Source organism: Paenibacillus lupini (assembly GCF_011761355.1).
GTDB lineage: Bacteria > Bacillota > Bacilli > Paenibacillales > Paenibacillaceae > Pristimantibacillus > Pristimantibacillus lupini.
Window position 1 is genome coordinate 273,141 of the sequence record NZ_JAASRW010000001.1, and the last position, 25,069, is coordinate 298,209.

The following is a 25,069-nucleotide window of genomic DNA, read 5'->3' on the forward strand; positions in this document are numbered from 1 at the left end:
AGAAGAGACGCAAGACAAGAGACAGGTTTTAGTTGAGGTAGCAGGCTTTATAGTTGAGTAGAGATGAGAAGAGTAGAGAAGAGTGCAGTGAAGAAGAGAGTAGAAGGTTTGTTATCTAATAGCGCAAGGAATGGCATGTTGCTGTTATGCGCCTTAGGTCTATTCTTTATTTGCGTGCAATCTCAATTGTCATCATCTTACATTCAACGCCCCTGCGCCCGCAGGGGCTTTTTTAATGCCCTTCCCCATTCAAACGAAAGAATGCTCGTTGCCACTTCCGGTACGAAGCTATGAGGAGGAACCCCCATGACAAATGAATTGCAGCAAGTAACGAAGCTGGCCGACCAGTACAATATTATCCCAATTGTTCGCTATATGCTTGCCGATACCGAAACACCAATTCGCTTGTTCCAGCATTTTGCGAAAGAGCAGCATGCCTTTCTGCTGGAGAGTGTTGAAGGTGGTGTGAAATGGGCTAGATATTCATTTATCGGAACGGATCCTTTCATGATGCTGTACGGTAAGAACGGCAAGATGGTACTCGAGCATAACGGAGATAGACAAGTATTCGACGAGAAGCCAATTGAGCTCTTGAAAGCTCAGCTTCGCGGCTATCGCAGCCCGTCGCTGCCAGAACTTCCTCCATTTACAGGTGGAGCAATTGGTTACTTTGGTTATGATCTGCTTCAATACTATGAGAACCTGCCAAAGCATCGGATTGATGATCTGCAAATGAATGATCTGCAATTTATGTTCTGTGATCAAGTCATCGTATTCGACCATTTCAAGCAGCAGCTTCAAATCATCGGCAACGTTCATATCCCGCATGCTGCAACAGATGCGGCTATCGAGAAAGCTTATAATCGTGCCGTAAAGAAGATCGAAGCAACGATTGAACGCTTGCAGCAGCCGCTCAAGGTTCCGGTTATGACCGGTGGGACGATTCCGAATGACCCAGAGCTTGGGGATGTACAATCGAACCTGACCAAGGAGCAGTTCATCTCGAATATTGAGCAGGCCAAAGAATATATTCGCTCAGGAGATATTTTCCAAGTTGTATTATCCCAACGCTTCAGTATCGAGACGGATATTGATCCGCTGCATGTCTACCGTGTATTGCGTACGATGAACCCATCCCCTTATATGTACTATTTGAAAATGGGCGATGAAGTTATCGTTGGCACTTCGCCAGAGGCGCTTGTGAAGGTCGATGGCAACCGTAAGGTAGAGACTCGGCCGATTGCCGGAACAAGGCCACGCGGCAAGACACCGGAAGAGGATAAGGCACTTGAGGTGGAACTGCTCGCAGATGAGAAGGAACGTGCGGAGCATCTGATGCTGGTCGACCTCGGACGTAATGATATTGGCCGTGTATCTGAATTTGGTTCGGTACGCTGCGACTCCTTTATGGAGATTGAACGTTATTCGCATGTCATGCACATCGTATCTAATGTATCGGGCAAACTTCGTGAGGATAGAGATTTCTTTGATGCCTTCCTGTCTTGTTTGCCAGCAGGGACTGTATCGGGAGCACCGAAGCTTCGGGCAATGGAGATTATTGCTGAGCTTGAGAATGAAGCGCGAGGTGCATACGCAGGTGCGATTGGTTATTTAGGCTTTGGCGGATCACTGGATACCTGTATTACAATCCGTACGATTGTGTTCAAGAACGGAAAAGCTTATGTACAGAGCGGGGCGGGTATTGTTTGGGACTCTGTGCCTGAGAGTGAATATATGGAAACAGTCAATAAGGCTAAAGCAAGCTTGAAGGCAATTCGGGCAGCTGAAGCGATTTTTGGAAAACGGAACAATAAGGCCGAGCAGGCGGTTAACACAGATTACTATGTGACAAGCGGAGAGGTGTTGTAAAATGAGTTTGATGACAGAATCAATGACAATGCAAGAGGCACTTAATAAGCTTGTGAGCAGCACTGATCTGACGCGTGAAGAAGCTCGGTCGGTTATGGATTTTATTATGAGCGGTAATGCAACGTCTTCACAAATTGCAGGGGTAGCTACAGCCCTTCGTATGAAGGGCGAGACGAAAGACGAGATTACTGGCTTTGCTGAAGCTATGCGTGAGCATTCAAGCCATGTCCAAACCAAGCAGGAAGGGTTACTGGATACATGTGGTACCGGCGGTTCTGGCATTCATAAATTCAATATCTCTACCGCATCCGCTATTATTGCATCTGCAGCTGGCATTCGTGTCGCCAAACATGGCAACCGTGCAATGTCCGGTAAAGCAGGAAGTGCAGATGTTCTTGAAGCTTTAGGCGTGCAAATCACATTGACGCCTGAGCAAGCTGCCGAATGTCTTCATCAGATCGGTATTTGTTTTATGTTCGCTATGTTGTATCATCCTTCGCTGAAACATGCGGCTGCACCTCGCCGTGAACTTGGTGTTCGGACGATCTTCAATATGCTGGGTCCGTTAGCGAATCCCGCTGGAGCTGACCGTCAACTGATCGGTCTGTATGACCGCACGAAGACAGCTACGATTGCGGCTGTACTAAATGAACTTGGGGTAAAACGTGCGATGGTCGTCAGCAGTATCGACGGACTCGATGAGATTAGTATTTCGGCACCTACACGAATTTCGGAACTTCGGAATGGTGAAGTAGTGACATACGAGCTTACACCGGAAGATCTTGGCCTGACCCGTTACCCGATCTCCGAAGTAATAGGCGGGGATGCTGCTACCAATGCATCGATTATTCGAGGGATCTTCAACGGTCAGCAGCGTGGTGCTTATCGTGATATCGTCCTCGCTAACGCAGGTGCTTGCATTTATGTAGGCGGCCATGCAGATTCTTTGCAAGAAGGAGTTGCTATTGCGGCCGAGATGATTGATTCCGGCAAAGCAGAACAACAATTGCTTAAGCTTATTCAAACGACAGGAGAGTTGGCTCATGTTTCTTGATAAAATCGTAGTTACGAAGCGGGAAGAGGTTGCTCATCTCGCTTCCCAGTTTCAGCTTTCAGATTATGAACGACAAATTGCTTTGCTGCCGGAATGCCGCGGCTTCGAGCGTGCTCTAACAGCAGGCCGCAAGCGGGACATTGGTTTGATTGCAGAAGTAAAGAAGGCATCGCCTTCCAAGGGCCTCATTCGACCAGATTTTCATCCAGCACAGCTTGCTGCTGCTTATGAGGCAGCGGGTGCGGATTGTATTTCCGTATTAACTGACCGTGATTATTTCCAAGGCTCTAACGAATACTTAAGCTTGATTAAAGAGACAGTGAATATTCCGCTTCTCCGCAAAGACTTCATCATTGACTACCGTCAAGTGTATGAGGCTCGTCTAATTGGTGCAGATGCTGTACTATTAATAGCAGCAATTCTTACTTCATCTGAATTATCGGAGTTATATGATACGGCCAAATCTCTTGGCATGGACGTTCTGGTTGAGGTCCATGACCGGGAAGAGTTGGAACGTGTTCTAGAACTCAATAAAGCGACGCTTATTGGCGTAAACAATCGGGACTTGAAATCATTTGTCACTGATCTGCATACGACAGAGTCGTTAATGGATCTGATGCCAGCAGGAGTTACCGTTATTAGTGAAAGCGGGATCGCTGGACGCCAGGACATGGATTATCTGCAAACGGTAGGAGCAAATGGTGTATTAATTGGCGAGCATTTCATGCGCCAACCGGATGCTGGACAAGCGGTGATTGATCTTATGGGACCAGTGAAGGTGACGCAAGGATGACAACAACGCCAAGAATCAAGATTTGTGGTTTAAAGGATTCCACAACGATTGAAGCGATGGAGGGTCTTCCTTTCCATGAGATAGGATTTGTATTTGCCCCTAGCAAACGTCAAGTCGATCCGGAGACCGCTGCCGGTCTCATTCGTTCGGCGAAGCAGCTGAAAGCTGCCAATGGTGAGGCACCACAAACAGTTGGTGTATTCGTTAACCCCGATCTTAACGAGCTGGAACATATTTTGTCCAAAGCTCCGCTTGATGTGGTGCAGCTGCATGGTCAAGAAACAGCGGAGTTCAGCCGATTAGTGAAGAGTAGTTTTCCCGTCAAGGTATGGAAGGTTATGTCCATTGGAAAAGACGGACAAAGTGCGGCTGAGCGAGTATCCCCTTTTGACGGGGCGATTGACGCTTTATTGATTGATACGGCTGGCGGCGGTACTGGCCAAACATTTGATTGGCAGGTTATCTCGGAATATCAGAAGGCTGCTGCAGCGATTCAAGTGCCTCTTTATGTAGCTGGAGGCTTGAATCCAGGCAATGTAGGCGAGCTTCTCACAGGTAATCAGGTTGATGGGATTGATGTATCGAGTGGAGTCGAGACAAACGGACACAAAGACATCGAGAAAATTAGATTATTCGTTGGAAAGGTGATTGAACATGAACCAAGTACCAGATGATAACGGGCGCTTTGGCAAATTCGGCGGACGGTATGTACCAGAGACGCTGATGAATGCACTGCTGGAGCTAGAAGAAGCTTATAAACATTATTCGCAGGATCCTGCTTTCCAGCAAGAAGTACATGATTTGCTTCACAAATATTCAGGTCGTCCAACTCCGCTTTATTATGCGGAACGGTTAAGCCAGCATCTTGGCGGCGCTAAGATTTACCTCAAGCGCGAAGACTTGAACCATACAGGCGCTCATAAGATCAATAATACAATTGGGCAGGCTGTTCTTGCGAAGCGTATGGGTAAAACAAAGGTTATTGCTGAGACTGGCGCAGGTCAGCATGGTGTAGCATCAGCTACCGTTGCAGCTTTGCTTGGTCTCGAATGCAAAGTGTTTATGGGCGAGGAAGACATGAAGCGCCAGCAGCTGAACGTATTCCGTATGCAGTTGCTAGGGGCAGAGGTTGTACCTGTACTATCCGGCACTCGTACACTTAAAGACGCTTGTAATGAGACGCTCCGCTACTGGGTCAGCCATGTAGAGGATACGTTCTACATTCTTGGTTCTGCCACAGGTCCGCATCCATATCCAATGATGGTTCGCGACTTCCAGCGGATTATTGGGGATGAATCCCGGAAACAAATCGTGGAAGTAGAAGAACGTCTTCCAGATTACATTGTTGCGGCTGTAGGCGGCGGCAGCAATGCCATTGGTATTTTCTATCCGTTTATTGGAGATGAATCCGTTCGTCTTGTTGGGGTTGAAGCGGCAGGACGCGGTATTGATACAGAAGAACATGCAGCAACGATGACGATGGGCAGCCACGGCGTGTTCCAAGGATCATTCAGTTACTTGCTGCAAGATAAGTTTGGTCAGGTACAGCCGGCACATTCGATCTCAGCGGGTCTGGATTATCCTGGTATTGGTCCAGAGCATGCTTACTTGAAGGATTCTGGCCGTGCAGAGTACTTCCCGATTACGGACGCAGAAGCGCTTGATGCGCTGCAGCTGCTGTCCCGCACTGAAGGCATTATCCCGGCTTTGGAATCTGCTCATGCGATCGCCCAAACGATTAAGCTTGCTCCAACACTCGATCCAGACAAGATCGTTGTTGTAAGCTTGTCCGGCCGTGGTGATAAAGATGTGGAAGCGATCATGGGATATCTGGGAGGTGCAGAGGCATGAATTTAATCGATGCTGCTTTTGCAAAATTGAAGCAAGAAGGAAAGACGGCACTCATTCCTTTCTTAACGATCGGGGATCCTGATATCCCGACATCTATTGCCATTATTAAAGAGCTCGAGCAAGCTGGCGCCAACATGGTGGAGCTAGGTGTTCCTTATTCAGACCCACTGGCAGACGGTCCGGTTATCCAACGGGCATCTGAGCGTGCGCTGCAGAACCGGATCTCGATTCTGGACTGTATTGAAACAGCGGCACAAGCCAGAGAAGCCGGCGTTCAAATGCCATTTATTTTGTTTACTTACTTCAATCCCGTGCTGCAGTTTGGCCTGGAACCGTTTATGAACCTGGTTGTTGAAAAAGGAATCAGCGGCTTGATCATTCCTGATCTTCCGATTGAAGAAGACGAAGAGGTTCGTCAATTGGCAGAATTAAAAGGGGTTCATTTGATCCCGCTTGTAGCGCCAACTTCTAAGGATCGTGTAGTTCGGATCTCACGTAAGGCACGTGGCTTCGTCTATTGTGTATCGTCACTTGGCGTTACCGGCGTCCGCGCGGAATTCCACAGCGGTATTGATGATTTCCTTGCTACCGTACGTGAAGCAACCGATCTTCCGATTGCTGTAGGCTTCGGGATTTCGAGCCGTGAGCAGGTTCAGCGCTTTGAGAGCATCTGTGACGGCGTTGTTGTTGGCAGCGCCATCGTTCGTAAGATCGAAGAATCACTGCCACTTCTGACCGATGAGAAGCAAAGGGAAGCAGGGCTTACACAAATCCGCGAGTTTGTTGCTGGATTAAAGGGCTAATGAGTTAGGACAGAGCAAATCGCTCTGTCCTTTTTCTATGCTCCTATTTGCACTAATGAAGTGCTCAAAAGACAGTACCTTTGTCATATTCTGTCCTAATTTACTTGCCTACCCTTTAAAACCTTTACGAGATGTGAGACAATAGAAAACATGCAGTTAGCCAATAAGACAAAGAGGTGAATGGCGATGCAGCCAAAAAGTAATATAGTGCATCTCCCTGTTTATCAGCCAGGGAAACCGGTTGAGGACGTTAAGAGAGAGCTTGGATTAGAGGAAGTAATTAAGCTTGCTTCCAACGAGAACCCGTTTGGTTATTCCGAACTGGCGAAAGCAGCTATCATAAATGAGTTAGGTCAAATTGCCACATATCCGGACGGTGCCAGCTTTGAGCTGAATGCAGCGGTTGCGAAAAAATTCGGGGTAGAGTCTAACCAGATTATTTTCGGAAACGGATCAAGTGACATTATACTTATGCTTTGCCGCACTTATCTCGCACCTGGCGATGAAACGATCATGGCAGATGAAACGTTCTCCCAATATAAGCATAATGCCGAAATCGAGAATGCGCGCATTATTGAAGTACCTTTGAAAGACGGCAAACATGACCTCTCGGCTATGCTTGCCAAGATTAACGACCGTACAAAGCTCGTATGGGTATGTAACCCGAATAATCCGACAGGTACTATTGTCAAGGAAGATGAGCTTACTGCTTTCCTCGATAAAGTGCCTAAAGATGTTCTTGTCGTGCTGGATGAGGCCTATTGCGAGTTTGTTGATGAGCCAGGTTTCCCGGATGGAATCAAGCTTCTGAAAAATTATCGTAATTTGATCGTCCTGCGCACATTCTCCAAAATTTATGGACTGGCATCGCTCCGGATCGGTTACGGGATTGGTCATGCGGATGTGATTCAATACATGAATCAAATTCGCGAACCCTTTAATACGAACCGACTTGGACAGGTTGCAGCAACAGCCTCCATTGCAGATGATGACTTTGTCACGTTCTGCCGTGAACAGAACAATGCGGGAATTAAATATTTCTACAGCCAATTCGATCGGCTTGGTCTAAAATATTTCCCTGCATTCGGCAACTTTATTATGGTGGATGCAAAACTTCCGTCTGCTGAAGTCTTCCAGGCATTGCTCCGCAGGGGGATTATCGTTAGACCTCGGTGGACTTATTATCCGACCTATATTCGTGTATCTATAGGCACTCCGGAACAGAACGAGAAGTTTATTGCCGCTTTCGAGCAAGTTCTTCAAGAAGCGGCGGTGCGCGGATAGCCTTATGACAAAGATTGCGATATTTGGAGTAGGATTAATTGGAGGATCACTAGCGCTTTGCTTTAAAGGTAAGCCTGGTCTAACGGTAGTCGGATATTCGAACCGTCAATCCTCTGTAGAGAAATATATGAAGCGGGGAGTCGTTGATTATGCAACGACTTCCTTGCAGGAAGCAGCAGAGGGAGCAGATTTTATCTTCCTATGCGTGCCTGTAGGCAACCTTGAAGAGTATGTTACAGAACTTAGCAAGCTTAACTTGAAGCCGGGCTGTATTATTACAGATGTCGGCAGTACGAAAGCTTCGGTTGCTGAATGCGGCAAAAGACTGGAGCTGAACGGAGCAACGTTTATTGGCGGCCATCCTATGGCAGGCTCCGAGCGCTCTGGTGTAGAAGCGGCATCTACAAATCTGTTCGAGAATGCCTTCTACGTGCTTACACCTGATGAATCAACATCAGTAAATGATTTGGAACGCCTGAGAAATCTGCTTGTGCATACAAGAGCGCATCTTGTAAGCGTAGATTCCAAGTCTCATGACGAGATTGTTGGGGCGATCAGCCATCTTCCACACATGATTGCAGTAGCACTCGTTAATCAAATTCGTGGCTACAATGAGAATAATGGTCTGTACGAATTGCTCGCGGCAGGCGGATTCCGTGACATTACGAGAATTGCAGCCAGTGACCCGGTTGTTTGGCGGGACATCCTCATTAATAACCGTGAGGTGCTGCTTAAGCTTCTCAAGGATTGGAATGGTGAGGTCGAGCGATTTGCTGTTATGCTTGAATCCCTTGACGGTGATGCCATTGAGGAAGCCTTTCAGACAGCAGGTGAATTCCGCAGTAAATTACCGGAACGCCGCAAAGGGATGATTCATTCCTTATACGATTGTTATGTGGATGTCCCCGATCATCCTGGGATTATCGGCAACATTGCTAGCGAGCTTGGCAGTGCTCGGATTAATCTTAGTAATATTAATATCATTGAGAGCAGAGAAGATGTTCCTGGTGTTCTTCGTTTATCTTTCCGTACACAGGAAGATCTGGATCAAGCGATGCTGCTGCTCGATAAAACCGGATATACCGTTCGCCAATAAAACCTCGAAAGAGGTTTTTTTGTTGTGTATGAAAAGGGTAAGGATTTCTCTATACATGCTTGTTAACCGCTAATGGTTGGATGCTCTTTAAGGATGCAATAGCGGATAACGCTTTCAAAAAAAGTTTAAGCGTTTTCAAAAAAAGCATTGACTTAGTGGAAGCGTATACATATAATAAAAGTACAGTATGGTTTCTCTCCACTCCTATCCAAAACTATAGCGTTCATCATGAACGCTGACCACTCTTCGGAGTGGTTTTTTTTTGCTCATTTTTTGGACGAGCATATCCTTGTTATTCCGACAAATTCCTGCTTTTAAAGAAATGAGAGTTTACTTATTTTTTAAGACTAATGCAGGTTCGTATGTTACAATACGTATTGACAGTCCTGTTGTTAAAATATGGATGAAAACCCTTTTTGTCGAAAGAAGAAGGAATTTGACTATTGAGCATCGAATTACATACATCGTATTTATTGAAAATTTTAATGATAATGACCGCAACTTTTCGCTTCCGGTTCGGTACAATGTTACATAATCGAACTGGGAAGAAGAATTCGCAGGTGAGGAGGTTCGCCTGTCATGACTGATTCCCAATTAATACGTGAGATCAAGGACGGAAACATCGAGCTCTACTCTGAGCTGATGCGACGTTACCAACGAAAGATATTATCTTTTATCTATCATATGTTGAAGAGTGCAAAGCTGGAGCTGCTTGCGGAAGACTTGTGCTCGGAAACTTTCTATAAAGCATACCGCAGCCTTCATTCTTTTCGTGAGGTAGATGCTTCTTTTTCAACATGGCTGTATACCATTGCACGTAATACGGTACTTAGTGAGCTGCGTAAGCAAAAGTCGGCTCATGTACCATTAGACGAGTCTAATATGATGCCTGCGGCCCCGCCTGACCAGGTACCTGAGCAGCATGTGCTGCGCAGTGAGCGAATGGCGATGGTTCGGGAGGCTATTAATAATTTACCTGAGAAACAACGCTCAGCACTCATTCTGAGGGAATATGATCAGCTCGACTATCAAGAGATTGCTAATATCTTGGGTCAAACGGTGAGTTCTGTAAAATCGTTGTTATTCCGGGCAAGAGCCAGCGTAAAGACGCAGCTTGAGCCTTATTTTGGCGAATCGCCGATGATGGAAGAATACGAGGGGATGAACACACGATGAAATGCGATGACGTACAAGACAAGTTCGATCTCTTCGGGGATTTTTCTGAGGAAGATGTCGAGCGTGAAGCGATGGAAGCTCATTTGCTCGATTGTGAGCACTGTGCAGAACAATACCGTCTATGGGAAGAAAGCGAAGAAATGATTCGCATACTTTCGGAAGAAGATGAGGTTGTCAGTGCTCAAATGGAACATGTGAATCGCAGCGTCATGGATCGCATTTATGCTGAACAATCGTGGCTGTTGCCTGTATCTCAGAAAAGTTATCATTTTTCGCCTGCTTTTAGACGTAACTTAGCCATTGTGCTGGCCGCATGTTTGACTATTTTTACATGTACATTGATCTTCTTCATTAATGGAAATGAGAATGGCACTTCCGAAGAGAAGATGGCGCAGTTGACTGGTTTAATGGATACAGCAAATGCTTCTGGCAGTGAATTTGTTATTAGTGCTGAATTTGAAGTGCCTGTGGCGAGTGTCAGTGATCCATTCGTGCTGCAGGTCGTCCCGACTTTCCCGCAATATTGGATCGCTCTATCGCTTTTAGGTGTAGTTATGTCATTATTAATATTGAACTGGTTGTCTAGAACTCGAAGCTGATGCAAAAGCTTAGGACATGCGAAGTCCCTGTTGGGCTTCTGTAATTATACCTCTAACCGTGATCGTCATCTTCGAATGACCACGATAGAGGTTTTCTCATTTCCGCAGGAAAGCAGGGATAGTAAGATGATTATTGGAATGGTTCGTCACGGTAATACCGATTGGAATGCACTGGGAAAAATTCAAGGTCAAACAGATATTCCTTTAAATGAACTCGGAATCAAGCAGGCGAATGCACTGGCTGAACGGTTAGGCCATGATGAGAAGCTGTGGGATGCTGTTATTTCCAGTGATCTGCAGCGGGCTCGTCAGACTGCCTCTGTAATTGCTGAGAAGCTGGATATTCCTCTTCTTGAGGGCGATTCAAGATTACGGGAAAGAAATTTTGGCGAAGTTGAAGGCCTTATCTTACAAGAGCGGATTGACCGCTGGGGAGAAAATTGGCGTGAGGTTGCACAGGGCTTGGAATCCGATGAGGAAGTCCGTGCCCGTGGGCTAGCTTTTATAGCGGAGTGGCAGCAGCGCAAGCCGGAAGGACGGCTGCTTGTGGTGTCTCATGGCGGATTCCTCGCGCAGATGTTCGATACGTTATGTGCCGATATGGAGAAACAGCATCTCGGTAATTTGTCCTATTCGATTCTTCAGTTGAAGGACGAGCAGTGGCAACCGTTGTTGTATAATTGTACTCGTCATTTGGAGCAGGAGCAGGAAGCATCGAGTTCGAAGTTTTAATCGACAGATGGTCAATCTCGGGAATGTATCTCCTTCCGGTCGCTGTTGTCATTTTGAATTTTGATTAGATGTTATTTGTGTATTCAAAATGACAAAGGCGAGCGCTTCGCTCCTCCAGGAGATACATTCGCCGCTCATTCCCTCGTCAATTTTATTGTTTTAACAAGTTATAGGCTGCCGATTGCTGGCAGCCCTATTTTTGTAGTTCTGAGAAGTGCCACGTTGGATTTCATCCATCGTGATCACTGTATTTACTGTTACTCGCTCGCCTATGTTGGATTTGATACAGTCAGATGAACTCGAAAACTCCAGTAACCTTGTTACAGATGAATCAGGTTGGAGTAAATCCAGCGTATGGCCACGGGGCTTGGAGAAAGATAGATAATGTTGGAGTAAATACAACGGGGAGTGTGGCCAGAGTATTATGAGTATTAAAGCAAGGTTAGAGCCGATGTAAGCGCATAGCTAATTAAGGGCTGCCAAATAAATGGCAGCCCTATTTGCTGTCCTCTCTTTTGAATTTTAAATGGTTTTTGTGTGAAAACGAGCGAGCGGGAGCGGAGCAAGCAAATGTTCTGTAGAAGCGAAGCGTTCGCTTTTGATATCCGGATTCCTTACAGTAACCACTTCTAATATGGAGGAATCCGGTATCAATGGCGATCGAAGAACAATTGCTTGCGCAGCGGCTCCACTTATCGCGATGTAAACCTTTTTCACACAAGTAGTTTTAAAATTCAATTATTTTCCCATAATGATACTAATTATTGCTAGCGAATCAAATAACAAGCTCGCGAAGCAGAGCTTAGGCGGCGCGGGTATTTACGGAAAGGAGAGATTTAATGAATTTGTCGGATATGCTGGGCTATGCTGATATTCAGCAATTAAGCCGGATCGCTACCGTGTATCAATGTGAGTGCAATGGCCACTCCAAAAATGATTTGATTCAGTCTATTCTCTCAACCGTAAGCCGGAAAGATGTATTTGAAGCGCAGATCAGCAGTATGAAACTAGACGAAATGCGGTTCTTGAACTCCTTGCTGTTCGAATCGAGAGATTCATTCAGTCTAGAAGAGCTTGTAGCGAGGGTTCAGCAAAGCAAGTTTGGTGAACTTGAGCCGCCAGCGGAAGAGCCGCCGCCGCAGAAAAAAACGAAACGTACTTCAAAGAAAAAACAAGCAGAGGCGGAAGCGCCTAAAGAAAGCGGACCGCGGGAGATGATCTCCAGGTTCAAGCATCAGGGATGGCTGTTTAATGGTGTAACGGGAACGAACCGTTATATGTTCCAAGTTCCGCAGGATCTACGAACAAGATTTCGTGATACGCTCCGTAAAAAATTCGCAGCTGAGCTGCATTATACGGATGAGCCGCAAGTGTACCGGGATGAGCAGATGCTTGCACAGGATGATATTTATCATCTGCTTCATTATATTTATCACAATGAAGTGCAGCTGGCTGCAGATGGCTCAATGTACAAACGATTCAGTGGACAAATATTAGAAAAGTTGGCTATCCAGGAGGAGCTGCCATCCAAAGGCGAGTGGCGCTTCGGATACGGCCGACATTTCCACCATTATCCGAACCGGATGTCTCTCCTTTATGACTACTGCAGCTATATGAAGTATTTTGCAGATAATAATCTGGTACTTGCTCTATCGACGATTGGTGAAGAGCGGCTGCATAACAAACCGGTTAATGAAATGGAACAGCTGTATAAGTTTTGGTTGAAACTCTACAAAGGACCTATCCCTAATTTGCTGGCACTAGTTCATTGGATGAACAGCTTGGCTGAGCAATGGGTTACAGTCGCATCGCTTCGTAAAGTGCTCGTACCTTTTATTAAACCGTTCTATTATGACACGGCGGATAAGGTACTCGATGTTCGACTGATTGGGATGATGGTGCATCTGGGCATGCTGCGCGTTGGTGAACATCAGGAGCATGGACCAGTTGTCCGGATGACGAAAATGGGAAGAGCGCTTATCGCAGGGGTAAGCCTCGAAGATCAAGATCGTATGTTTCTCTATTAGAATTTCTATGAAACCAACTAGGCGATGGCATATTAATTGGAATGGGGGCAATCGTACTTATCGGCGCGCAGAATGGTGAATATGCTTAAAGTAGGAGCCGGTTCGATTGTGACAGAGAACGAAGTAAGTTGACCTATACTCTTTCACTTTAATCACCGCGTGACGAAAGTCGAAGACGATAGGATCTCTTAAACGCCGGTTTGGAGGTGTATCCTATGGACAAAATGAAAGTTGCGTATGAAGCAATGCTAGGTTTAGCAGCGGAAATGGTATTAGATGAAGCCGTCCACAAATTTCGCTCCGATCAGATTTACAAAGGGATTGATCAAGCGTTAGCTGTTGGGGACGAGGATACGTTCTACCGTTTAGCTGCTCAATTAAATCAATTGAAAAGCTAATTTACGCAAATAGAAACTTCCGCCCTATGATGGAGGCAAGCAATCCGTCATAGCTGCGGGAGTTTTTTTGTTTGCAATGATTGGCAAGATCCCCCTTTATGGGTAACATAGAGGGATGGGTTCAATTTAAGCAGGGAGAGGGAGCAGGAATGAAGTTTAGTGATATTGCAGATGAACAATGGGACGAGCTTAAGCCATATCTTGACACTTGTTTGCTGCCGGTAACAGGCATGACGGGGATAGAACAGCCTCATGAAGCGCGAGTAGCGCTTGAACAATTGAGGGATGTTATGGATCTGATCGAAATTCCGTTTAAAGGAAGGATCGTTACTTATCCCGCAATGCATTACATAAGCGAAGACACTGATCAGAACATCGTCTCACGAGTTTGCCGTTCATTGAAGGAAACAGGATTCCGATTTGTTATTGTTATTTCTGCTAAGAATCAAGAAGGGCTGACATGCCCGGAAGCGGATCTAATCATTTGCCCGGAACAAGATGGAGCGGCACCAACTGCGGCATCTGTGTCGAAAGCAGTGGTGGCAATGTGGAATCCCGGCGAATCCTAGTCGGATGTCAAGCTGTGAACATGGTCTTTTTGAATAAAAAAAATGGGATTTGGGGAAACAAAAGTTATGGCAAGGTTAATTGTGACAAATTGCCAACAAATTTATGAATGGCATTTTATAGGTAAACAAATCGCGAGCCATATTCTTGACGCTCCCAAGCACCTAGGCTATTATAGTGTATGTCCTAGTTCGTCAAGCGTTTTGCCGTGTGGCTGAACGCGAGAAATGGTTGGCAAAGGGGGTTAGAACAGAAGATGAGTAACCACGAACATCAAGAAACCGCGCATCGTCCGGTTCAACGCAAAGAGATGTCCCGGCGTCAATTTTTGTCGTATACACTCGGCGGTACGACTGCCTTTATGATGGGTGGCGCGGTTTTGCCTATGGTCCGTTTTGCGGTTGATCCTCTCTTAGCAAAAAAAGCAGAGGGTACATGGGTTAAAGTAGTTGAAGAGAGCAAAATAACAAGTGAGCCTCAAGAATTCAAGTTCCAAATTCATCAGGTCGATGGTTGGTACGTAAGTGATCCGGAGCTTTCAGCATGGATTACGAAAGATGCAAATAACCAAGTTTTTGCACTTTCGCCAGTTTGTAAGCATCTGGGTTGTACGATTGGCTGGAATACCTTAGGCAAACATGAGTATGACTGCCCATGCCACGGTGCAAGATATACCGTAGATGGTAAGAACCTTGCAGTTGCTCCAAACCCATTAGATGAATATGAAACGAAAATTGAAAACGGTTTTGTGTACTTAGGTCCTGTTAAGAAAAACTCTCGGGTATAGGAGGCTGATAGCAGATGTTTAAATCGATGTACAACTGGATTGACGAACGTCTTGATATTACGCCGCTATGGCGGGATGTTGCGGACCACGAAGTTCCTGAGCATGTTAACCCTGCTCATCACTTCTCCGCTTTCGTGTACTGCTTTGGCGGTTTGACGTTCTTCATTACTGTAATTCAAATTTTGTCCGGCATGTTCCTTACCATGTACTATGTACCGGACATCATCAATGCTTATGCAAGTGTTGACTATTTGAACCATAAAGTAGCATTTGGCGGGATTGTTCGCGGGATGCATCACTTTGGAGCAAGTTTAGTTATCGTTATGATGTTTTTACATACCTTGCGTGTATTCTTCACCGGTTCGTATAAAGCTCCGCGTGAAATGAACTGGGTCGTAGGGATGCTGATTTTCTTCATTATGTTAGGCCTCGGCTTTACAGGTTACCTGCTGCCTTGGGATAACAAAGCTTACTTCGCGACGAAGGTTGGCGTACAGATTGCAGAATCTGTTCCGTATATCGGACCTTATATCGGTGAATTCCTGTACGGCGGCGACATCGTTGGCGCGCAAACGCTAACACGGTTCTTCGCGATTCACGTATTCTTCTTGCCTGGCGCTCTGATCGCAATGCTCGCAGCGCATTTCCTGATGATCCGGAAGCAAGGCATCTCTGGACCACTTTAAGCGAAGGGAGGATTTATTATGGCGCACGGTCATAAATCGAACGAGAAGGTCGTTTATGTTGGCGACTCACGGGTGAAGAAAAGCAATCATCCAAACATTCCGCCAGATTATACGTCCTACCCCGGTAAATCGGAAGCGTTCATACCGAACTTCCTGCTTAAGGAATGGATGGTCGGATGTGTCGTTCTAGTCGGGTTCCTGACATGGACAATTGCTGAGGGTGCACCGCTTGGTTATCCAGCGGATCCTACAAACGCAGCTTTTATCCCAATGCCAGACTGGTATTTCTTGTTCCTGTATCAGTTCCTGAAATATCCATGGGTATCTGGTGACTATATCGTACTTGGTACAATGGGTGTTCCAGCTGTTATGTTCGGCGGTTTACTGCTTGCTCCATTCCTGGATACAGGTAAAGAGCGCCGCTTCTATCGTCGTCCAATTGCTTCATCTCTTATGTTCCTGTCATTAATTTCCTGTGTGTATTTGACCGTTATTTCTTGGAATCACTACACGCATGAAATGGAAGCTACGAACTCGATCCCTGAGCATCATGTTCGTGAAGAGAAAGCACGTGAGGCCCACGAAAAAGGCCAAGAAGTACCAAGCGCAACGAAGCAGGAAGATAAGGCTGTTGCACTTGTTGATGCTAATGATCCAGCGATGGATATTGCAAAGAAAGCGCAATGTGTAACTTGTCACGCAGCTGATCTGAAAGGCAATCCACCGCAAATCCCAGCTTTGACTGGTGTTGGCGATCGTTTGTCGAAGGAAGAACTAGTTGAGACGGTTACGAATGGTCGCGGCGGCATGCCATCCTTCAAAGGCACACTGACTGCAGAAGAGATTGACCAATTAACAACTTGGCTGTCGAAGCAAAAAGCGCCAGCTGAATAATAGCAGCACCTTGAAAACCTGATCGTATTTATGCGATCAGGTTTTTTTCGAAGTTTTCCTTACTATATGGGTAAAATGGAGGGACGTACATTCCAATGGGGTTACCGATATCTTGGTTTTGGAGCAGATCGTTTCTGTTGAATCGCCTTTTTTTATGGCTGATGTTTATTTGTAATTTCCTTGGTACCGTATATGGGTACATTTGGTATGGAAATCAAATTGAAGATACTCTCAGCAACCATCCGCTATGGCAAATTGTTTTTGTGCCGGATAGTCCGACGGCAAGCTTGTTTTTCACTATCACCTTACTGTATTGGCTGTTTCCACCGCGTGGTAACTCCAAATTTGTTAATGGCGCAAGGATGATAATTGAGGGTCTGGCGGTCGTTACCTCTATTAAATATGGGATCTGGGCTGTATCCATGATTGTTGCGGGCAGTATGCAGGGAGATCCGCTGCATTGGGAGCATTGGATGTTAATGTGTTCTCATTCGGCAATGGCTATTGAGGTGCTTTTATACGCTAGGTTTATGAAGGCTAGAGTAGGGGCTGCTGTTATCGGTACCTTATGGCTTTTGCTTAATGATACGGTGGATTATACATATGATGTCTTCCCATGGCTGTCAGATTCCCTCATGGATAACTTGACACAGGTGAAGTGGTTTACGTATAGCTTAACGATCTTCAGTTTTATTGTTGGAGGTTTAGCTTTAAAGGCAAAAAAACAGACATAAGGATGGACATCCCTTCATAAAGTGGTCATAGCAGATGCTTACGAAGTAAGAATCACCGCATGAGCCAAGCTGGACTTGGCCCATTGTGCGGCAATTCTTAAGCAGATGCTTACGATGTAAGAATCACCGCATGAGCCAAGCTGGACTTGCCCATTGTGCGGCAATTCTTAAGTAGATGCTTACGAAGTAAGAATCACCACATGAGCCAAGCTGGACTTGCCCATTGTGCGGCAATTCTTAAGTAGATGCTTACGAAGTAAGAATCACCGCATGGGCAAGCTGGACTTGGCCCATTGTGCGGCAATTCTTAAGTAGATGCTTACGAAGTAAGAATCACCGCATGGGCAAGCTGGACTTGGCCCATTGTGCGGCAATTCTTTGTAGGAGGGGATGTCCATGAAGATACGAATTGTACTGCCCTTATTCTTATGTATCGTCATGACCGTCTGTTCGGTTACGGTTGCTAAAGCCTTTCCTTCGGAACTGATTGGGACTGGCCATGCTAACGAGTCACGGAGTGAGCTGATTCGTCTGGACGAGACGGCGACAGCTTTATACGAAGCTGCTTACAAGAACAATCGCCAAGCTGGCTATAAATATGTGCAGCAGCTCGCCAAGCTTGTGGACAAACAAGAAGTTCGGCAAGCCGGACAAGCTGCTGGATGGATGTTGATGGAGGATAGTATCTCTTCTATCGCATTCACGCTAAAGAACGGTAAGATGACTTCGGATTGGTTAACAGCTTCGGCGCGTATCCATCTCACAACTGATGCGCTGCTGCGTCCGGAACATGCCTTATGGCTGCAGTATGAGAAAGTAATGCTGGAGGATTTGGAGCGTGTAAACCGTTCATGGAACAGACAGACAGATGACGGTGCTACTGCAGCCCGCGCTGCGATGAACAGCTTCAATGAACACCTGCTGCGGATTGAAGTTGCTGCTTCGATGCAGCGGCCGGCGGATCGGATTGAGGAATTAAGGGAACGCATGCATTATACCAATGTCCTTCTTGAAGCGGGGATGAAAGGTCAGACAAAGCAGGACTGGACGGACAATTCGATTCAGGATTTGGAATATTCTCTAAATCGGTTATTCGATAACGGTCATTCTGAAGAAGAAGAACCGGTCATCGCCCCACCAGGTGAGGCGAATCCGATTAGCTGGATCTTGCTGCTAGGCGCGATCATTATGGCCGTTCTTACGTACATAGGCTGGCGCAAATATAAGCAGCAGCCATATGGCGTAAAGCCGCTCTCCTAAATCTCATTCTTCTTTGAAGCCTTCACCAAGTACATCATGAACTTCGCTAATTACAGTAAAAGCTCTGGGGTCGATACGGCGTATAATGTTCTTAAGCCGGCGCATTTCTTGCCGCTGAACAACGCAGTAGACGACCTCTTTTGATTGCCCGGAAAAAGCGCCGAGTGCTGGCATTAAAGTAACACCTCGGTCAAGCTCGGATGTGATCTGGGCAGCCATTTCCTTGCCATGCTCGGTAATAATCGAGAAAGATTTGGCCGCATAAGCGCCATCTTGAATAAAGTCGATCAGCTTGGATGCGACAAAGACAGTAACAAGGGTGTACAGTACTTTCTCAATCGGAATATAGAAAAGGGAGATGCCAATGATAATGGCATCAGTAAGTAAAATAAACTGCCCCATACTGAAAGCTTTACGTCGGGAAGCAATTCTGGCGATGATATCGACGCCTCCGGTTGTTCCTCCTGCCCGAAAGACGATACCTAATCCGCCGCCTAACGTCACACCTGCATAAAGAGCAGCTAGCAGGTAGTCGTGGGAATTGCTTAGCGTAACGATCCAGCCCTTGTCAATCAACCATTCCATCAATGCAAGGAAACCGGATAGTGAGATAACACCAACAAGGGTATAGGCCATTTCGCCAAGGCCTAGCTTCCTCCAGCCAATCACAAAGAGCGGAATATTCAGAATCAGGGTTGAGATTGAGAGCGGCCAGCCGGCAGCGTAGTTTAGCAGGACGGCGATCCCGGTCACGCCGCCTTCCATCAGTTGGTTTGGTATCACGAAATAATGAAGCCCAAAGGCATAGATGGCTGTACCCAATAGAATGGGTAATATGGTTCGAAGTTGAAGCATGTATTTCCGCGGCATATGAGGAACTCCTTTTAGGTTCATGAACAAGCTATTTAAGTATTATAGCTTAATGAACGGCTCAAAAAACATTGTTTTCAGTGCTTCTTTACGTTAACATAGGTGATATTAGCGTTATACATAAGAAAGAAAGGGTCATCAGCAATGACAGATAAATCGTTAGCCGATATCCAGCGCGAAGTAGATGCCTATATCGGTCAATTTAAAGAAGGCTATTTCAGCCCATTAGCTCTTATGGCGCGAATAAGTGAAGAAGTAGGCGAGCTCGCCAGAGAAGTGAATCACTATTATGGTGAGAAGCCGAAAAAGCCCAATGAAGAAGAAAACTCCATTGAGATGGAGCTTGGCGATATTTTATTTATTTTGTCCTGCTTTGCGAATTCCCTCAACATTGATCTGACGGAAGCGCATAACAAAGTCATGAATAAATTCAATACTCGGGACGCTGATCGCTGGACTAGAAAAAACGCCGAACAGTAGAACACCCTCCTACATATGCTGTACCATCAACCTGTGTACAAGGAGGATGGGCATATGGACGGGGAAAGCTGCGTGAAGAAGGCGTATGAGTTTATTCTAAATAGTGATTTCGAACAGGCGATTTATTGGTTCGAGCAAGCGATAGCGGCAGAACCTCTAAATGCGAGCTATCAACATAAATGTGCGGTTTCATGCGCCAGAAGCGGCAAATGGAGCAAAGCGCATCAATATGCGAAGCAAGCAATAGAGCTTGAAGGTAATCATCCCGAATATTTATACCATCTGCATACGATTGAGTCGAAACTCTTGGTATCCTCGGCAGAGCTTAAGCTTGCTGAAGAGCCATCGCGGTACCTGGATGCACTGCCCCTGCTTCAACAGGCGGCTGAGCTTGATCCACTTAGCTTCGAGGCCTTTTATTTACTTGCCTTGACATACTCGGAGATAGGCCGTATTGAAGATTCGGTGGTTAATGCCAGAGAAGCAATTAGACTAGATCCCGGACATTCCGCAGCGCGGAGATTGTTCGCTGATGTAAATCGGAAGCGCAGAATGATGCGCAGACGGGTGATGGGCAAACAACAACAGAAAGATTAGGTGATCTTGGTGGCTATTAAGGTAGCAGTAATCGGAGCAAGCGGCCGAATGGGCCGTGAAGTTGTGAAAATGGTGCTGGAGGACGAGGCGCTTGAGCTCGTTGCTGCCGTCGCTCCTTCAGCAGGTCCTGTGGACGCTGGACTATTTGCAGGAAAATCAAATACAGGAGTTACCGTTAGCGCAACGATTGAAGAAGCACTAAGCGGCGCAAAGGCAGATGTACTTGTTGATTTTACAGTGCCTGCGTTAGCTTATCAGCATACAAAGGTCGCGATTGAATATGGCGTCCGGCCTATTATGGGTACAACAGGCTTTACGCCTGAACAAATCGAAGAGCTGGACAAGCTTTGCCAGGAGAAAGGGCTGGGTGGCTTGATTGCCCCGAATTTCTCCATTGGCGCCATTCTGATGATGAAATTCGCAGCAGAGGCATCCAAATACTTGCCGCATGTCGAGATTATTGAGTATCACGGCGATCAGAAATTGGATGCACCATCGGGTACATCCATTAAGACTGCTGAACTGATCTCACAAGTACGCGAAGAGCTTCGTCAAGGTAACCCAAATGAAGAAGAAGTTATTGAAGGAGCTCGCGGAGGTTATTATAATGGCTTCCGTATACATAGTGTAAGGCTGCCAGGCGTATTTGCTCAGCAAGAGGTTGTATTTGGCGGCTATGGTCAAACGCTGAAAATTCGTCATGACTCTTATGATCGCGCTGGTTACATGCCAGGTGTTAATGTTGCGATCAAAAAAATCATGACTTACAGTGGTTTGATTTATGGTTTCGAACATGTAATGGACTAATTTCTTATACAGCGTAGAAAGAGTGGGGATTGTAGATGTTGAAAATTGCTTTTATCGCGCATGACCGCAAAAAAGAAGAAATGGTTAACTTTGTAACGGCTTATGAAAGCGTGTTTGCTCCCCATGAATTATACTCCACGGGTACAACAGGTACTCGGATCATGGAACAAACAAGCCTTAAAATACATCGCTTTATGTCCGGTCCTCTTGGTGGTGACCAGCAGATCGGTGCAATGGTTGCTCAAAATGAGATGGACCTTATCATCTTCTTGCGTGATCCACTTATGGCGCAGCCTCACGAACCGGACATCATTGCTTTGCTTCGTCTTTGTGACGTGCAGGGTATTCCGGTTGCAACCAATGTGGCTACGGCAGAGCTGCTCGTAAGAGCACTTGCACGTGGAGACTTTGCTTGGCGCGAGCTTGTACACAAATATAAACCAGGCATTGATCAGCCATGAGTGAGCCATTAGATCTTCTTGTCTTTGGTGCACATGCGGATGATGCAGAGATCGGAATGGGCGGCACAATTGCAAAATATACGGCTGCTGGTAAACGGGTTGGAATTTGTGATTTGACCGAAGCGGAAATGTCTTCAAACGGCACCGTGGAGCTTAGGAAGCAGGAAGCTTCCAACGCTTCCTCGGTGCTTGGTCTATATACCCGTACGAATCTGGGACTGCCAGATCGTGGTCTGGAAATGACAAAATCACATATTGATGCAATCGTCGCAGAAATTCGTCGTACGAGGCCGCGGATAGTATTCGCCCCTTACTGGGTAGACCGTCATCCCGATCATATCGTTTGCAGCAAGCTAGTGGAGGAAGCCGTATTTAATGCCAAGCTTCGCCGTTATATGCCAGAGCTGCCGGCTGTTCAAGTGGAGCAATTGATTTATTATTACATAAATGATGTTGATAACGTTTCGCTTATGGTAGATGTGTCTAATTATTATGATGAGAAGAGACAGTCTCTTATGGCTTATCAGTCGCAATTCCAGACAGCTGCACCAGGTGAAGACCGTGTCTCAACACCGCTGACAGATCGATATATCGAACGGGTTGAGGCTCGCGACAGCCTGCTTGGTCAAACACGAGGCTGGAAGTATGCGGAAGGATTCGCGATTAAGCGTCCGCATGCGGTGGAATATTTTTAACAAAAGGTAAAAAGTAAAGGACGACATAACACAGAACATTGTCGAATATATAGATTATCATCATGTTATGAAAGGGCGGACGACCAATATGGCACGTAAACTTAAAATTGGAATCACGTGTTATCCTACCCTGGGGGGTTCCGGCGTCGTTGCAACGGAACTTGGAAAATTAATGGCTGAGCGCGGCCATGAGATACATTTTATTACGCACAGCATACCTTTCCGTCTCGGGAAATTTCATAAAAACATTTTCTTTCATGAAGTAGAAGTCAATGATTATTACGTCTTCCGTTATCCGCCATATGATTTATCCTTGGCAAGTAAAATGGCACAGGTTGCAAAGATGGAAAAGCTGGATCTGCTGCATGTTCATTATGCCGTTCCACATGCCGTTTGTGCTCATCTTGCGAAACAAATGCTTGGAGATGGCTTTAAGACCGTAACGACCCTCCATGGTACGGATATTACCGTGCTGGCACAAGATGAGTCGCTGAAGGACTTGATTCGTCTTGCCATTAACCAGAGTGATGCTGTAACAGCTGTGTCACAGGATTTGATCAATGAAACAAGACAGCTTCTTGATATTACTCGTCCCATTGATCTAACGTATAATTTCGTCGATAAACGGGTGTATTACCCACGGGATGCCGTATCTCTTCGCGCCGATTACGCGGAGCCACACGAGAAGATTATGATGCATATTTCCAACTTCCGTCCTGTTAAGCGTGTAAGTGACGTTGTAGAAATATTTGAACGCGTGTCCAAACAACTTCCTGCTAAGCTGCTTCTTGTAGGCGAAGGCCCTGAACTGTCCAAGATTCAGTGCAAGATCAGACAAATGGGCTTGGAAGACCGTGTTCATTTCCTTGGCAAACAAGAAGATGTCGCACAGGTTATTTCAATGGCTGATCTATTGCTGCTTCCTTCGGAGAAAGAGAGCTTTGGTCTAGTTGCCCTTGAAGCAATGGCATGCGGCGTACCTACGGTTGGTTCGAATGCCGGTGGTATTCCGGAGCTTGTCACTCATGGAGAGACTGGCTACTTATGTCCGATTGGCGATGTGGAAGGGATGGCAGGCTTTGCAGCGCAGCTGCTTAAGGATGAGAAGCTTCATAACTCCTTCAAGGAAGCGTGCCTATTCCGTGCGCGCAATGAGTTCTGTAACGATGTGATTACGACTCAATATGAGCAAATATATTACCGGGTTTTAGGGATTGAAGCCGATCTTCCAATTCCGGTATGCGAAGCTTAGAAAAGGAAGGGGAGTGCCGAAACATATGGGGATACGCTTCAATTTGCCGACCATCATGCAGCAGGCAATACCCGTACTCGAAAAGCTTGGGGAGCAAGGCTATGAAGCAGTATTTGTTGGTGGCTGCGTCAGGGATACGGTTATGGGGCTTTCAATCAAGGATGTAGATATTGCTACATCGGCGAGACCAGAGCAGGTATTGGCTTTATTTCCCCGCTGTATTCCGACCGGACTCCAGCATGGCACAGTGACTGTCCTGCATAATGGCATTCCTTATGAAGTGACGACCTACCGGACAGAATCAGAATATGAGAAGCACCGCCGTCCAGCGCAAGTCGAGTTTATCGACCGTCTGGACGGCGATTTGCTGCGCAGGGATTTAACGATTAATGCCATGGCGATGTATGCTGATGGTGAGCTCTATGATCCATTTCAGGGTATAGAGGATCTGCGACACAAGGTGATTCGCTGTGTAGGTGATGCGGACGCGAGATTCCAGGAGGATGCGCTCAGGATGCTGCGAACGATCCGGTTCGCTTCCCAATTCGGATTCTCCATTGCTCATCAGACTTGGAGAGCCTTAATTAAACATCGTGAGCTGCTTCAATTCATCGCTATGGAGCGTGTATTTGCAGAGCTTGACCGTATGGTGAGCGGAGCTGCCCCGCAGCATGCGTTACACCTGCTTTCAGTAAGCAGACTGTTGCTGTATTGCGGTACACCGCTAGCTGCAGCGGACAAGCTTGGGGAAGCTTATCTGGCTAATCCAGATAGTTTTAAGCCTTTCACTCAAATACACAAGCTTCAACATCCAGATATGCGTTATGCTGCAATGCTAATGGTTGATTATTTAACGACTATAGAGGCAGATGAGACATTAAAGGCATTACGTCTGCCAACAGCTCGCGTGAACTCGATTATGGCCGTCCTGCACATGCATTCACAATTGATTATGAAGCAGGATGAAGATTTGCGGCTCACATGGACAAATGCTGTTATTCAATATGGTGAAACAGCGGCTCGTGGGTGGTTATCCATTGCACAATGGGATCCGCATCAAGTTCTTCATCCCTATGCGAACCTCTTCATGGAATGGTTAGACAACATGCCGGCTCTAAATTTAAAGCAGTTAAAGCTGAATGGCAAACAGCTCGCAGGAGGCTTAAATCAAGAGCCTGGAACATGGATGGGACGGATGCTGCAGCGGCTCCTCCTGCAAGTTGCATTAGGTAAGCTGCCGAATGAACAAGAAGCGTTACTTGCGCAAGCTCAAATATGGAATATCGAGGATTGATAA

Annotated in this window: 27 protein-coding genes; 26 read left to right on the forward strand and 1 reads right to left on the reverse strand. The window is 46.2% G+C overall.

Features of this window, described 5'->3' with window-relative positions:
- Positions 1-306 precede the first annotated feature (306 nt).
- The 19 genes from trpE (at position 307) to FHS17_RS01540 (ending at position 18,610) form a co-directional block, all read left to right on the forward strand.
- Positions 307-1,869 carry an anthranilate synthase component I gene (trpE, locus tag FHS17_RS01445; RefSeq protein ID WP_167273097.1) on the forward strand — a complete coding sequence of 521 codons (1,563 nt, stop codon included), beginning with the start codon at positions 307-309 and terminating at the stop codon, positions 1,867-1,869.
- A 1-nt stretch (position 1,870) separates the two neighbouring features.
- A complete protein-coding gene (gene trpD / locus FHS17_RS01450) occupies positions 1,871-2,923 on the forward strand; it encodes an anthranilate phosphoribosyltransferase (protein ID WP_208420191.1) in 1,053 nt (350 codons plus the stop codon).
- The gene (gene trpC, locus FHS17_RS01455; protein WP_167273100.1) at positions 2,913-3,716 is read left to right on the forward strand and encodes an indole-3-glycerol phosphate synthase TrpC; all 804 of its coding nucleotides are present in this window, start codon (positions 2,913-2,915) and stop codon (positions 3,714-3,716) included. Before trpD ends, trpC begins: the two co-directional genes overlap by 11 nt.
- Positions 3,713-4,390 carry a phosphoribosylanthranilate isomerase gene (locus FHS17_RS01460; protein WP_167273105.1) on the forward strand — a complete coding sequence of 226 codons (678 nt, stop codon included), beginning with the start codon at positions 3,713-3,715 and terminating at the stop codon, positions 4,388-4,390. The genes trpC and FHS17_RS01460 overlap by 4 nt, the downstream gene beginning before the upstream one ends.
- On the forward strand, positions 4,371-5,567 hold the full coding sequence (gene trpB / locus FHS17_RS01465; RefSeq protein WP_167273110.1) for a tryptophan synthase subunit beta: 1,197 nt from the start codon (positions 4,371-4,373) through the stop codon (positions 5,565-5,567). The genes FHS17_RS01460 and trpB overlap by 20 nt, the downstream gene beginning before the upstream one ends.
- Positions 5,564-6,370, forward strand: coding sequence for a tryptophan synthase subunit alpha (gene trpA / locus FHS17_RS01470; protein WP_167273113.1), 807 nt, complete (start codon positions 5,564-5,566; stop codon positions 6,368-6,370). Before trpB ends, trpA begins: the two co-directional genes overlap by 4 nt.
- Before the next feature lie 186 nt (positions 6,371-6,556).
- Positions 6,557-7,654 (forward strand): histidinol-phosphate transaminase, encoded by a 1,098-nt coding sequence (gene hisC / locus FHS17_RS01475; protein WP_167273118.1) that lies wholly within the window; start codon positions 6,557-6,559, stop codon positions 7,652-7,654.
- Positions 7,655-7,658: 4 nt separating this feature from the next.
- Positions 7,659-8,750, forward strand: a complete 1,092-nt coding sequence (locus FHS17_RS01480) for a prephenate dehydrogenase (RefSeq protein ID WP_167273121.1) — start codon at positions 7,659-7,661, stop codon at positions 8,748-8,750.
- A 579-nt stretch (positions 8,751-9,329) separates the two neighbouring features.
- A complete protein-coding gene (locus tag FHS17_RS01485; RefSeq protein WP_167273126.1) occupies positions 9,330-9,926 on the forward strand; it encodes an RNA polymerase sigma factor in 597 nt (198 codons plus the stop codon).
- A complete protein-coding gene (locus tag FHS17_RS01490; RefSeq protein WP_167273130.1) occupies positions 9,923-10,525 on the forward strand; it encodes an anti-sigma factor family protein in 603 nt (200 codons plus the stop codon). The genes FHS17_RS01485 and FHS17_RS01490 overlap by 4 nt, the downstream gene beginning before the upstream one ends.
- Before the next feature lie 126 nt (positions 10,526-10,651).
- Positions 10,652-11,257, forward strand: a complete 606-nt coding sequence (locus tag FHS17_RS01495; RefSeq protein WP_167273134.1) for a histidine phosphatase family protein — start codon at positions 10,652-10,654, stop codon at positions 11,255-11,257.
- Between the two features lie 839 nt (positions 11,258-12,096).
- On the forward strand, positions 12,097-13,284 hold the full coding sequence (locus FHS17_RS01500) for a hypothetical protein (RefSeq protein WP_167273139.1): 1,188 nt from the start codon (positions 12,097-12,099) through the stop codon (positions 13,282-13,284).
- A 215-nt stretch (positions 13,285-13,499) separates the two neighbouring features.
- Positions 13,500-13,682, forward strand: coding sequence for an IDEAL domain-containing protein (locus FHS17_RS01510; protein WP_167273144.1), 183 nt, complete (start codon positions 13,500-13,502; stop codon positions 13,680-13,682).
- A gap of 149 nt (positions 13,683-13,831) precedes the next feature.
- Complete coding sequence (locus FHS17_RS01515) at positions 13,832-14,251, forward strand: DUF2487 family protein (protein WP_167273147.1); 420 nt, start codon at positions 13,832-13,834, stop codon at positions 14,249-14,251.
- Positions 14,252-14,505: 254 nt separating this feature from the next.
- Positions 14,506-15,036: a Rieske (2Fe-2S) protein gene (locus tag FHS17_RS01520; protein WP_167273151.1), complete on the forward strand. Its 531-nt coding sequence runs from the start codon at positions 14,506-14,508 to the stop codon at positions 15,034-15,036.
- Positions 15,037-15,050: 14 nt separating this feature from the next.
- Positions 15,051-15,722 carry a menaquinol-cytochrome c reductase cytochrome b subunit gene (gene qcrB, locus FHS17_RS01525; RefSeq protein ID WP_015844031.1) on the forward strand — a complete coding sequence of 224 codons (672 nt, stop codon included), beginning with the start codon at positions 15,051-15,053 and terminating at the stop codon, positions 15,720-15,722.
- Positions 15,723-15,740: 18 nt separating this feature from the next.
- A complete protein-coding gene (locus FHS17_RS01530) occupies positions 15,741-16,616 on the forward strand; it encodes a menaquinol-cytochrome c reductase cytochrome b/c subunit (RefSeq protein ID WP_167273156.1) in 876 nt (291 codons plus the stop codon).
- Positions 16,617-16,711: 95 nt separating this feature from the next.
- Positions 16,712-17,350, forward strand: coding sequence for a DUF1405 domain-containing protein (locus FHS17_RS01535; protein WP_167273160.1), 639 nt, complete (start codon positions 16,712-16,714; stop codon positions 17,348-17,350).
- A 396-nt stretch (positions 17,351-17,746) separates the two neighbouring features.
- Entirely contained in the window at positions 17,747-18,610 is an 864-nt protein-coding gene (locus tag FHS17_RS01540; protein ID WP_167273164.1) for a sporulation protein YpjB, read from the forward strand.
- A 3-nt stretch (positions 18,611-18,613) separates the two neighbouring features.
- Here FHS17_RS01540 and FHS17_RS01545 read toward each other — a convergent pair whose 3' ends face one another.
- On the reverse strand, positions 18,614-19,480 hold the full coding sequence (locus FHS17_RS01545) for a YitT family protein (RefSeq protein WP_167273168.1): 867 nt from the start codon (positions 19,478-19,480) through the stop codon (positions 18,614-18,616).
- A gap of 144 nt (positions 19,481-19,624) precedes the next feature.
- Here FHS17_RS01545 and FHS17_RS01550 point away from each other — a divergent pair, with 144 nt between their 5' ends.
- The 7 genes from FHS17_RS01550 to FHS17_RS01580 all read left to right on the forward strand — a co-directional run bounded on the left by FHS17_RS01550 (position 19,625) and on the right by FHS17_RS01580 (position 25,066).
- On the forward strand, positions 19,625-19,960 hold the full coding sequence (locus FHS17_RS01550) for a nucleotide pyrophosphohydrolase (protein WP_167273170.1): 336 nt from the start codon (positions 19,625-19,627) through the stop codon (positions 19,958-19,960).
- A gap of 54 nt (positions 19,961-20,014) precedes the next feature.
- Positions 20,015-20,557: a tetratricopeptide repeat protein gene (locus FHS17_RS01555; protein ID WP_167273172.1), complete on the forward strand. Its 543-nt coding sequence runs from the start codon at positions 20,015-20,017 to the stop codon at positions 20,555-20,557.
- 48 nt (positions 20,558-20,605) lie between these two features.
- The gene (gene dapB, locus FHS17_RS01560; RefSeq protein WP_208420228.1) at positions 20,606-21,364 is read left to right on the forward strand and encodes a 4-hydroxy-tetrahydrodipicolinate reductase; all 759 of its coding nucleotides are present in this window, start codon (positions 20,606-20,608) and stop codon (positions 21,362-21,364) included.
- Between the two features lie 35 nt (positions 21,365-21,399).
- A complete protein-coding gene (locus tag FHS17_RS01565; RefSeq protein ID WP_167273175.1) occupies positions 21,400-21,825 on the forward strand; it encodes a methylglyoxal synthase in 426 nt (141 codons plus the stop codon).
- On the forward strand, positions 21,822-22,520 hold the full coding sequence (bshB1, locus tag FHS17_RS01570; protein WP_167273178.1) for a bacillithiol biosynthesis deacetylase BshB1: 699 nt from the start codon (positions 21,822-21,824) through the stop codon (positions 22,518-22,520). The genes FHS17_RS01565 and bshB1 overlap by 4 nt, the downstream gene beginning before the upstream one ends.
- Before the next feature lie 88 nt (positions 22,521-22,608).
- A complete protein-coding gene (bshA, locus tag FHS17_RS01575; protein ID WP_167273182.1) occupies positions 22,609-23,772 on the forward strand; it encodes an N-acetyl-alpha-D-glucosaminyl L-malate synthase BshA in 1,164 nt (387 codons plus the stop codon).
- 25 nt (positions 23,773-23,797) lie between these two features.
- The gene (locus tag FHS17_RS01580) at positions 23,798-25,066 is read left to right on the forward strand and encodes a CCA tRNA nucleotidyltransferase (protein WP_167273187.1); all 1,269 of its coding nucleotides are present in this window, start codon (positions 23,798-23,800) and stop codon (positions 25,064-25,066) included.
- Positions 25,067-25,069 lie beyond the last annotated feature (3 nt).

Bases quoted from the DNA above. Each gene is read 5' to 3' on its own strand.
- trpE (WP_167273097.1), top strand. From the start codon at position 307: ATGACAAATGAATTGCAGCAAGTAACGAAGCTGGCCGACCAGTACAAT.
- trpD (WP_208420191.1), top strand. From the start codon at position 1,871: ATGAGTTTGATGACAGAATCAATGACAATGCAAGAGGCACTTAATAAG.
- trpC (WP_167273100.1), top strand. From the start codon at position 2,913: ATGTTTCTTGATAAAATCGTAGTTACGAAGCGGGAAGAGGTTGCTCAT.
- FHS17_RS01460 (WP_167273105.1), top strand. From the start codon at position 3,713: ATGACAACAACGCCAAGAATCAAGATTTGTGGTTTAAAGGATTCCACA.
- trpB (WP_167273110.1), top strand. From the start codon at position 4,371: ATGAACCAAGTACCAGATGATAACGGGCGCTTTGGCAAATTCGGCGGA.
- trpA (WP_167273113.1), top strand. From the start codon at position 5,564: ATGAATTTAATCGATGCTGCTTTTGCAAAATTGAAGCAAGAAGGAAAG.
- hisC (WP_167273118.1), top strand. From the start codon at position 6,557: ATGCAGCCAAAAAGTAATATAGTGCATCTCCCTGTTTATCAGCCAGGG.
- FHS17_RS01480 (WP_167273121.1), top strand. From the start codon at position 7,659: ATGACAAAGATTGCGATATTTGGAGTAGGATTAATTGGAGGATCACTA.
- FHS17_RS01485 (WP_167273126.1), top strand. From the start codon at position 9,330: ATGACTGATTCCCAATTAATACGTGAGATCAAGGACGGAAACATCGAG.
- FHS17_RS01490 (WP_167273130.1), top strand. From the start codon at position 9,923: ATGAAATGCGATGACGTACAAGACAAGTTCGATCTCTTCGGGGATTTT.
- FHS17_RS01495 (WP_167273134.1), top strand. From the start codon at position 10,652: ATGATTATTGGAATGGTTCGTCACGGTAATACCGATTGGAATGCACTG.
- FHS17_RS01500 (WP_167273139.1), top strand. From the start codon at position 12,097: ATGAATTTGTCGGATATGCTGGGCTATGCTGATATTCAGCAATTAAGC.
- FHS17_RS01510 (WP_167273144.1), top strand. From the start codon at position 13,500: ATGGACAAAATGAAAGTTGCGTATGAAGCAATGCTAGGTTTAGCAGCG.
- FHS17_RS01515 (WP_167273147.1), top strand. From the start codon at position 13,832: ATGAAGTTTAGTGATATTGCAGATGAACAATGGGACGAGCTTAAGCCA.
- FHS17_RS01520 (WP_167273151.1), top strand. From the start codon at position 14,506: ATGAGTAACCACGAACATCAAGAAACCGCGCATCGTCCGGTTCAACGC.
- qcrB (WP_015844031.1), top strand. From the start codon at position 15,051: ATGTTTAAATCGATGTACAACTGGATTGACGAACGTCTTGATATTACG.
- FHS17_RS01530 (WP_167273156.1), top strand. From the start codon at position 15,741: ATGGCGCACGGTCATAAATCGAACGAGAAGGTCGTTTATGTTGGCGAC.
- FHS17_RS01535 (WP_167273160.1), top strand. From the start codon at position 16,712: ATGGGGTTACCGATATCTTGGTTTTGGAGCAGATCGTTTCTGTTGAAT.
- FHS17_RS01540 (WP_167273164.1), top strand. From the start codon at position 17,747: ATGAAGATACGAATTGTACTGCCCTTATTCTTATGTATCGTCATGACC.
- FHS17_RS01545 (WP_167273168.1), bottom strand. From the start codon at position 19,480: ATGCCGCGGAAATACATGCTTCAACTTCGAACCATATTACCCATTCTA.
- FHS17_RS01550 (WP_167273170.1), top strand. From the start codon at position 19,625: ATGACAGATAAATCGTTAGCCGATATCCAGCGCGAAGTAGATGCCTAT.
- FHS17_RS01555 (WP_167273172.1), top strand. From the start codon at position 20,015: ATGGACGGGGAAAGCTGCGTGAAGAAGGCGTATGAGTTTATTCTAAAT.
- dapB (WP_208420228.1), top strand. From the start codon at position 20,606: ATGGGCCGTGAAGTTGTGAAAATGGTGCTGGAGGACGAGGCGCTTGAG.
- FHS17_RS01565 (WP_167273175.1), top strand. From the start codon at position 21,400: ATGTTGAAAATTGCTTTTATCGCGCATGACCGCAAAAAAGAAGAAATG.
- bshB1 (WP_167273178.1), top strand. From the start codon at position 21,822: ATGAGTGAGCCATTAGATCTTCTTGTCTTTGGTGCACATGCGGATGAT.
- bshA (WP_167273182.1), top strand. From the start codon at position 22,609: ATGGCACGTAAACTTAAAATTGGAATCACGTGTTATCCTACCCTGGGG.
- FHS17_RS01580 (WP_167273187.1), top strand. From the start codon at position 23,798: ATGGGGATACGCTTCAATTTGCCGACCATCATGCAGCAGGCAATACCC.